The 236-nt window shown below is 69.1% G+C and carries 1 pseudogene; it reads left to right on the forward strand.

Annotation, left to right across the window (positions count from 1 at the left end):
• Nucleotides 1-236 (forward strand): annotated as a pseudogene (locus tag KVT44_RS57050) (glycoside hydrolase family 2); the annotation flags it as partial.

Below are 236 nucleotides of genomic sequence, written 5' to 3' on the forward strand. Positions count from 1 at the left end.
GTCGGCGCTGCGCGACGAGGTCGAGCTGATCAAGTCGCTCGGGTTCAACGCCGCGCGCGTCCACCAGAAGTTCGAGGATCCGCGGTTCCTGTTCGCGGCCGACTCGCTCGGGCTGCTCGTGTGGGGCGAAGCGCCCGCGACGTTCATCTTCACGACGAAGTCGGTCGAGCGGACCACGCGGGAGTGGCTCGAGGTCGTCCGCCGCGACGTCTCGCACCCCTCGATCGTGACCTGGG

The organism is Streptomyces sp. GbtcB7 (genome assembly GCF_019091445.1).
Taxonomy (GTDB): domain Bacteria; phylum Actinomycetota; class Actinomycetes; order Streptomycetales; family Streptomycetaceae; genus Streptomyces; species Streptomyces mirabilis.